The organism is Kitasatospora putterlickiae, assembly GCF_039527695.1.
GTDB lineage: Bacteria > Actinomycetota > Actinomycetes > Streptomycetales > Streptomycetaceae > Kitasatospora > Kitasatospora putterlickiae.
Map to the genome: position 1 here is coordinate 26,970 of NZ_BAAAKJ010000160.1, position 8,456 is coordinate 35,425.

Here is an 8,456-nt window from a genome sequence, read left to right on the forward strand (position 1 = left end):
CGGGCCACTGCTCGCCGCCGGCTACCACGGCCGCCCGGGCCTGACGGCGGGCCGCTTCGTGGCGGACCCGTTCGCGCCCGGGCCGGGCGCCCGGATGTACCGCACCGGTGACATCGTGCGCCGGGAGGGCCCGGACGCCCCGCTGGAGTTCGTCGGCCGCGCCGACCACCAGGTGAAGATCCGCGGCTTCCGGGTCGAGCCCGGCGAGATCGAGCAGCTGCTCGCCGCCCGCCCCGGCGTCGCCGCCGCCGTGGTCGTCGCCCAGCAGGACCGGCTCGCCGCGTACGTCACCGGCGACGCCCCCGACGCCCCCGACCCCGCCGCGCTCCGCGCCGAGCTGGCCGAGCGGCTGCCCGAGCACATGGTCCCGGCCACCGTCACCGTGCTGGACGCCTTCCCGCTGACCGCCGGCGGCAAGGTCGACCGGGCCGCTCTGCCGGAGCCGCAGGCCGCGCCCGCCGCCGCCCCCGCCGGACGGCCGCTGCGCACCCCCGCCGAGCAGCTGATCGCCGCCGTCTGGGCGGACGTGCTGGGCGTGCCCGAGGTCGGCGCCGAGGACAACTTCTTCCACCTGGGCGGCGATTCGCTGACCGCCGTGCGCGTGGTCGGCCGGGTCTTCGACGTCTTCGGCATGATCTCCCCGTACACCATCTTCGACGCCCCGACCCTCGCCGAGTTCGCCGCCGCCGTCACGGCCGCCGCCGGGGGCGAGCGCCCGCCGCTGACCCGGGCCGGGGCGGGTTCGGCGCCGCTCTCCCCGTACCAGCGCGGGCTCTGGTTCCTCGACCAGTGGAACCCGGGCGCGCCCACCTACATCGTGCCGTGGGTGTTCCGCTTCGCCGGGCAGGTCGACGCGGACCTGCTGCGGCGGGCACTGGAGGGCGTGGTGGCGCGCCACGAGGCGCTGCGCACCACCTTCGAGCTGACCGAGGACGGCCCGCGCCAGCTGATCCACCCGTCCACGGCGGTGCCGTTCACCGTGACGGACACCGAGGCCGGGCGGGTGGACGAACTGGTCGCCGAGGCCGCGCTGGTCCCCTTCGACCTGGAGGGCGGTCCGCTGCTGCGCGCCCACCTCTACCGCACCGGTGACACCGCCACCCTGCTGCTGCTCTGCCACCACATCGTCTGGGACGAGGGCTCGCTGCCCGTCCTGGAGGGCGAACTCGCCGCCCTGTACGAGGCGCTGGCCGCCGGCCGCCCGGCCGCGCTGCCCGGGCCCGCCGTCCAGTACGCCGACTACAGCGCCTGGCGGTACCAGGACCCGGAGCACGCCGAACGCCAACTCGCCCACTGGCGCGAGCACCTGGCCGGCGCCCCGACCGAGCCCGCGCTGCCCACCGACCACCCCCGGCCCGAGGAGCAGCGCTTCCGCGGCGACTTCCACCGCTTCGCCATGCCGCGCCCGGTCGCCGAGGCGGTCCGCGCGCTGGCCCGCAGCGAGGACGCCACCCCGTTCATGGTCCTGCTGGCCGGCCTGGCGCTCACCCTGCACCGTCGCACCGGGCAGCGCGACCTGGTGCTCGGCTCCCCGGTGAGCGTCCGCGGCCGGGCCGAACTGGACGCCCTGGTCGGCTACTTCGTCAACCTGCTGCCGCTGCGGGTGCGGATCGGCGAGGCCATGGACTTCCGCGAACTGGTCCGGCACGTCCGCGAGGTGGCGATCGCCGGCTACCGCCACCAGGAGGCGCCGTTCGACGACATCGCGGCGAGCGTCCTGGAGGACCGCCCGGACGACCGCGCCGAGAACCGCAACCCGCTCTGCCAGGTGCTGCTGGAACTGCACCCGCTGGACACCCGCCCGCTGACCGTCGGCGGCGTCGAGGTGACCCGCGAGCTGTACTCCAACCCGGTCTCCCGCTTCGACCTGTCGATCTCCGTCGACGACCGGGGCACCGACTTCACCGGCCGGTTCGAGTACGACTCCGACCTGTTCGACGCCGCCACCATGGCCGAGCTGTGCGACGCCTGGCTGGGCACCCTCGCCACCGCCGTCGAGGCGCCCGTGCACGCCCTGGTCGAGGACCGGGCCGCCGCCGGGCCCGCCGACCTCGCCCTGGTCTGCGGCGAACAGCGGCTCTCCTACGGCGAGTTGAACACCCGGGCGAACCGTCTCGCGCACCACCTGGCCGAGACCGGGATCGGCCGGGGCGACACCGTCGCCGTCCTGGTCGAGCGCGGCCCCGACCTGGTGGTCGCCCTGCTCGCCGCGCTCAAGACCGGCGCCGCCTACACGCTGCTGGACCCGGACTTCCCGGCCGAGCGGCTGGCCGGCGCGGTCGCCGACAGCGCCGCCGCCCTGCTGCTCACCCACCGGCACGCGAACCCGCCGTTCCCCGTTCCGCGCCACCTCGACCTGGACGCGCGGGCCGCCTCGATCGCCGCCCGCCCCGGCCACGACCCGGGCGTGCCGGTCACCGGCGACGACCTCGCCTGCGTGATGTTCACCTCCGGCTCCACCGGCCGCCCCAAGGGCGTCGCCGTCCCGCACCGCGCGCTCACCACCACCTACCTCGGCCAGGACTACGCCCGCTTCGGCCCCGACGAGGTCTGGCTGCAGTGCTCCCCGGTCTCCTGGGACGCCTTCGCGCTGGAGCTGTACGGCGCGCTGGCCTTCGGCGGCGTCTGCGTGCTCCAGCCCGGCCAGCGGCCCGACCCGCAGGCCATCGCCGAGCTGACCCGGCGCCACGGCGTCACCCAGCTCCAGCTCTCCGCCAGCCTGTTCAACTTCCTGCTGGAGGAGTTCCCGGAGACCTACGACGACCTCAAGACGGCCTTCACGGCCGGCGAGCGCGCCTCCGTCACCCACGTCGGCAAGGCGCTCGGCCAGTACCCGGACCTGGTGGTCGCCAACGGCTACGGCCCGGTCGAGAGCCTCGGCCTCACCACCTGCCACCGCGCCACCCCCGAGGACGCCGCCGGGGCCGCCATCCCGATCGGCCGCCCGCTGCACGGCAAGGCGGTCCACGTCCTCGACGAGCGGCTCCAGCCCGTGCCCGACGGCACCACCGGCGAGCTGTACGCGGCCGGCGGCGGCCTCGCCCACGGCTACGTCGGCCGGCCCGCGCTGACCGCCGAGCGCTTCGTCGCCGCCCCGTTCGGCGCCCCCGGCGAGCGGCTCTACCGCACCGGCGACCTCGGCCACCGGCGCCCGGACGGCCTGCTGGAGATCACCGGCCGGATCGACGACCAGGTCAAGGTCCGCGGCTTCCGGGTCGAGCCTGGCGAGATCGAGGACGCGCTGACCCGCCACCCCGCCGTCCGCGAGGCCGCCGTCACCGTCCACCGCCCGGCGCCCGGCGACCACCGGCTCGCCGCCTACGTCACCCTCGACGCGGGCGCGCCCGCCCCCGCCCCGGAGGCGCTGCTGGACCACCTGGCCGGGCTGCTGCCCGAGCACATGGTGCCCGCGACCGTCGACGTGCTGGCGGCGCTGCCGCTCAACCCCAACGGCAAGGTCGACCGCAAGGCCCTGCCGGCCCCCGCCGGTCGCCGCGCCGCCGCCCCGGCCGACACGCTCACCCCGCGCCAGCGGCTGGTGGCCGACGCCGTGCGCGCCGTCCTGGACCTGCCCGAGGACCTCGGGCCGGACGCCAACTTCTTCCGGATCGGCGGCAATTCGCTGGCGGCCGTACGGGTCGCCATGAAGCTCTCGCAGCAGACCGGCACCCGCGTCCCGCCGCACGTGGTGTTCCGCGGCCGCACCGTGGGCGCCATCGCCGAACGGCTGGCCTCGTGAGGACGGGCCGCCCCGACACCAGCCGGACAGGAAGGAACGACACCGTGAGCCCGTCAGCCGACCCCGTGGCCGCGCCCGCCGCCGCCCACACCGCACCCACCCGCACCGCTGCTGCCCGCACCGCGCCCGTCTCCGGCCTCCAGCGCGGCCTCTGGTTCCTCGACCGCCTGGACCCGCGGACCACCACCTACACCACCCCCTGGACGTACGACGTCACCGGCCCGCTCGACCTCGGCCTGCTGGCCCGCGCCCTGGACGCCGTCACCACCCGGCACGAGACGCTGCGCACCACCTTCGCCCTGCACCCCGACGGCCCCCGCCAGCACGTCCACGACACCCTCGCGGTCCCGCTCGCCGTCACCGATCTGCGCATCCTCCCGGATTCCGAACGGGGCGACCGCGCCGAGGAGTTGATCGCCGAGCGGGCCGCCGAGCCGTTCGACCTCGCCACCGGCCCGCTGCTGCGCGCCGAGGCGATCCGGCTCGCCGACGAGCGCACCACCCTGCTGTTCGTCGTCCACCACATCATCTGGGACGGCTGGTCGGCCGAACTCTTCGAGAGCGAACTCGCCGAGTCCTACCGGGCGTTCGCCGAACAGCGGACACCGGACCTGCCCGCCCTCGCCACCCGGTACGCCGACTGGGCCGAGGAGGAGCGGCACACCTCCTACGAGGAGCACCTCGCCTACTGGAAGGACCGCCTCGACGGCGCCCCCGCCCTGCTGGAGCTGCCCGGCGACCGCCCACGCCCCGCCGAGCGCGGCGAACGCGGCGCCACCGAGCACTTCGCCCTCGCCCCCGGCACCGCCGCCCGCGTCCGGGCACTCGCCGAACAGGAGGGCGCCACCCCGTTCACCGTCCAACTCGCCGCCTTCGCCCTGCTGCTGAACCGCTGGACCGGCGCCGACGACCTGCTCGTCGGAACCCCCGTCACCACCCGGAGCCGCCCCGAACTCGCCGACCTGATCGGCTACTTCGTCAACCTGCTGCCGCTGCGCGTCCGGCTCTCCCCGGACACCGTCTTCCGTGCGCTGGTCACCGACCTCCAGGACGGCGCCTTCGACGCCTTCGGCTACCTCGACCTGCCGTTCGACCAGCTGGTCGACCACCTCGGCACCGCCCGCACCCCGCGGCACCCCCCGCTGGTCCAGGTGGTGTTCGGCGCCCACGGCGAGGACCGCACCCCGCTCACCCTCGGCGCGGCCACCGGCCGGCGCACCGTCCGCTCCAACGGCACCAGCAAGTTCGACCTGACCTGGTCCGTCTTCGAGGCGTCCGGCGACCACGAGGACGGGCTGCGCGGCGAGGCCGAGTACCGCACCGACCTCTTCGACCCCGTCACCGTCCGCCGCCTCACCGCCGACTACGCCGCCCTGCTGGACGCCGCCCTCGCCGACCCGGACGCCACCGTGCGCCGGCTCACCGCCGCCCCCGCGGCCGGGCGGCGCCCCGCACCCGCCCGGCTCGACCAGGGCCACTGCCTGCACCACCTCTTCGAGCGCGCCGTCGACGCGTACGGCGACCGGCCGGCCGTCAGCGACGGACGGCAGAGCCTCGACTACGCCGAACTCGACCGCCGCGCCAACCGGTTGGCGCACACCCTGCGCGCCCGAGGGGTACGCCCCGGCGACCGCGTCGGCCTGCTGCTGGAACGCACCGTCGCCGTCCCGGTCGCGATCCTCGCCGTCCTCAAGACCGGCGCCGCCTACGTGCCGGTCGACCTCGCCGCCCCCGCCGACCGGGCCGCCCTGGTCTTCGGCGACACCGCCGTCACCGCCGTCCTCACCGACCGCCCCGACCGCGCCCCCGCCGGCCCCTGGCAGACCCTCGACCTCACCGCCGGGGCCGCCGAGATCGCCGCCCACCCCGACACCCGCCCGCCCGCCGCCGGCCGCCCCGGCGACCTCGCCTACCTGATCTTCACCTCCGGCTCCACCGGCCGCCCCAAGGGCGTCGCCGTCGCCCACGAGCACGTCAGCCGACTGCTCGACTCCGGCCACGGGCACTTCGGCTTCGGCCCCGACACCGTCTGGACGCTGTTCCACAGCTACGCCTTCGACTGGACCGTCTGGGAACTCTGGGGCGCGCTGCTGCACGGCGCCCGCCTGCACGTCGTCCCCTACCTCACCAGCCGCTCGCCCGAGGAGTTCGCCGAACTCCTCGACGAGCAGCGCGTCACCCACCTCTGCCTCACCCCGTCCGCGCTGCGCCAGCTCGAACCGGCCCTGCGCCGCCACCCCCGGGCCCTGCCCGCGCTGCGCTGGATCATGCTCGGCGGCGAGGCCCTGGACCCCGGCGTCGTCCAGCGCTGGCACGACCTCGACCCGCTGCCGCCCGCCCGGCTCTGCAACCTCTACGGCATCACCGAGACCACCGTGCACGTCACGGTCCACGACGTCGCCGAGGGCGGCGCCGGCTTCGAACGCAGCCTCATCGGCGAGCCCATGGCACACCTCACCGCCGCCGTCCTGGACGACTGGCTGCGCCCCTGCCCGCCCGGCGTCCCCGGCGAGCTGTACATCGGCGGCGGCAGCCTCGCCCACGGCTACTGGGGCCGCCCCGGCCTCACCGCGGGACGCTTCGTCGCCGACCCCGCCGGCCCGCCCGGCGCCCGCCTCTACCGCACCGGCGACGTCGCCAAACGGCTGCCGGACGGCGGCCTGGAGTACGTCGGCCGCGCCGACTTCCAGGTCAAGCTGCGCGGCTTCCGGATCGAACTCGGCGAGATCGAGAACGCCGTCGCCGCCCACCCCGACGTCGACACCTGCGTGGTCACCGTGCACGACGACCGGCTCGCCGCGTACGTCACCGGCCGCGCCCCCGAGGACCTGCGCGGCTTCCTCGGCCGCTCGCTGCCCGCCTACATGGTCCCGGCGAGCGTCACCGTGCTGGACGCGCTGCCGCTCACCGTCAACGGCAAGGTCGACCGGGCCGCGCTGCCCGCCCCCGGATCCGCCGCGCCCGAACGGGCCGGCCGGCACGTCGAGCCGCGCACCCCCGAGGAGGAGCTGTTCGCCGCCGTCTGGACCGAGGTGCTCGGGGTCCCCGGGATCGGCGTCCACGACGACTTCTTCCACCTCGGCGGCGACTCCATCCGCGCCGTCCAGCTGGCCGGCGCCCTGCACGACCGGGGCTGGCAGCTCTCCCTGCGCGACGTCTTCAACGCGCCCACCGTCGCCGCCCTGCTGCCGCTGGCCCGGCCCGTCCAGGCCGGCCCCGGCGCCGACCGGCCGTTCGCGCTGATCGACGAGGACGACCGCGCCGAACTGCCGCCCGGGATCGTCGACGCCTACCCGATGGTCTCCATGCAGCTGTCGATGGTCTTCCACATGGAGGTCGCCGGCGGCACCGACAGCTACCACAACGTCAACTCCTACCGGTTCACCGGCACGCTCGACGAGACCGCGCTGCGCCGCTCCGTCAACGAGGCGATGGCCCGGCACGCCGTGCTGCGCACCGGTCTCGACCTCTCCGGCTACGGCGAACCGCTGCAACTCGTGCACGGCACGCTGCCCGCCCCCGTCGACTTCGCAGACCTGCGCGGGCGCGGCGAACAGGAGCAGGACGCCGCGATCCGGGCCGTCTTCGAGCACCACCGCGACCGGCCGTTCGACCTCACCGCGCCCCCGCTGTTCCGGATCACCGTGCAGCGCCTGGCCGCCGAGGCCTTCCAGCTCACCATCTCCGAGCACCACGCGATCCTCGACGGCTGGAGCTTCACCTCCCTGCTCACCGAGATCCTCGAACGGCACGCCGAGCTCGCCGCCGACCCGCTCTCCGCGCCCGCCCCGCCACCGCGCACCGCCTTCCGCGACTTCGTGGCCGTGGAACGCGCCGCGGCCGTCGACCAGGACTCGCTCGCCTACTGGCACCAGCGGCTCGACGGCGCCACCGGCCAGCTCTGGCCCGGCAGCGAGCACGTCCACGAACTGCCGCGCACCGTCGAACGGGTGCTGCCGGACGCGCCCGGCCAGCTGCGCGCCGTCGCCGACGCGCTCGCCGTCCCCGTCAAGTCCGTCGCGCTCGCCGCCCACCTGTACGCCCTCGCCCACATCACCGGGCGGCCCCGGGTCACCACCGGGCTGGCGATGAACGGCCGGCTCGAACGGCTCGGCGGCACCGAGGTGTACGGGCTCTTCCTCAACACCGTCCCACTGGTCGCCGAACCCGGCGAGGACCTGGCGGCGCTGGTGCGGCACGTGCACCGCGAGGAGCTCGACATGATGCCGCACCGCCGGGTCCCGTTCGCCCGGCTGGCCCGCATGATGGCCGACACCGCACTCGACAGCCAGTTCGGCTACCTGCGCTTCCACGCCCTGGGCCGGCTCGGCTCGGCCCGCATCGAGGACGGCCGGATCGGCACCGAACCCACCTACCGGCACGAGCCGAACAGCTTCACCTTCGGCGCCTCGCTGATCCAGGACCCCGTCACCCAACGGGTGCTGCTCGCCGTGGACCACCAGCGGGCCCTGGTCGACGACGCCACGGCGGAGGAGTTCCTGGACACCTACGCGGCGGCCCTGGCCCGCCTGGCCGCCGGCGTCTGACGGCCCCCCGACCCTTCTCACCCCACCTTTCACGGAGGAGTACCCCGCCATGACCACCTTCGCGGAGCCGGCCGTCATCGCCCCCGCCCCTGCCGCCGCCGATCCGCTGACCCGGCTGCGCGCCGCCGTCGCCGCCCACCCCGGCCGGCCCGCCGTGCACGCCGCCGACG

At 75.7% G+C, this 8,456-nt stretch carries 2 protein-coding genes; both read left to right on the top strand.

The window, feature by feature from the left end:
* On the top strand, positions 1-3,739 hold a 3,739-nt coding region (locus ABD308_RS16660; protein ID WP_344334977.1), incomplete at its 5' end, for an amino acid adenylation domain-containing protein.
* Positions 3,740-3,783: 44 nt separating this feature from the next.
* The gene (locus ABD308_RS16665) at positions 3,784-8,286 is read left to right on the top strand and encodes an amino acid adenylation domain-containing protein (protein ID WP_344334979.1); all 4,503 of its coding nucleotides are present in this window, start codon (positions 3,784-3,786) and stop codon (positions 8,284-8,286) included.
* Positions 8,287-8,456 lie beyond the last annotated feature (170 nt).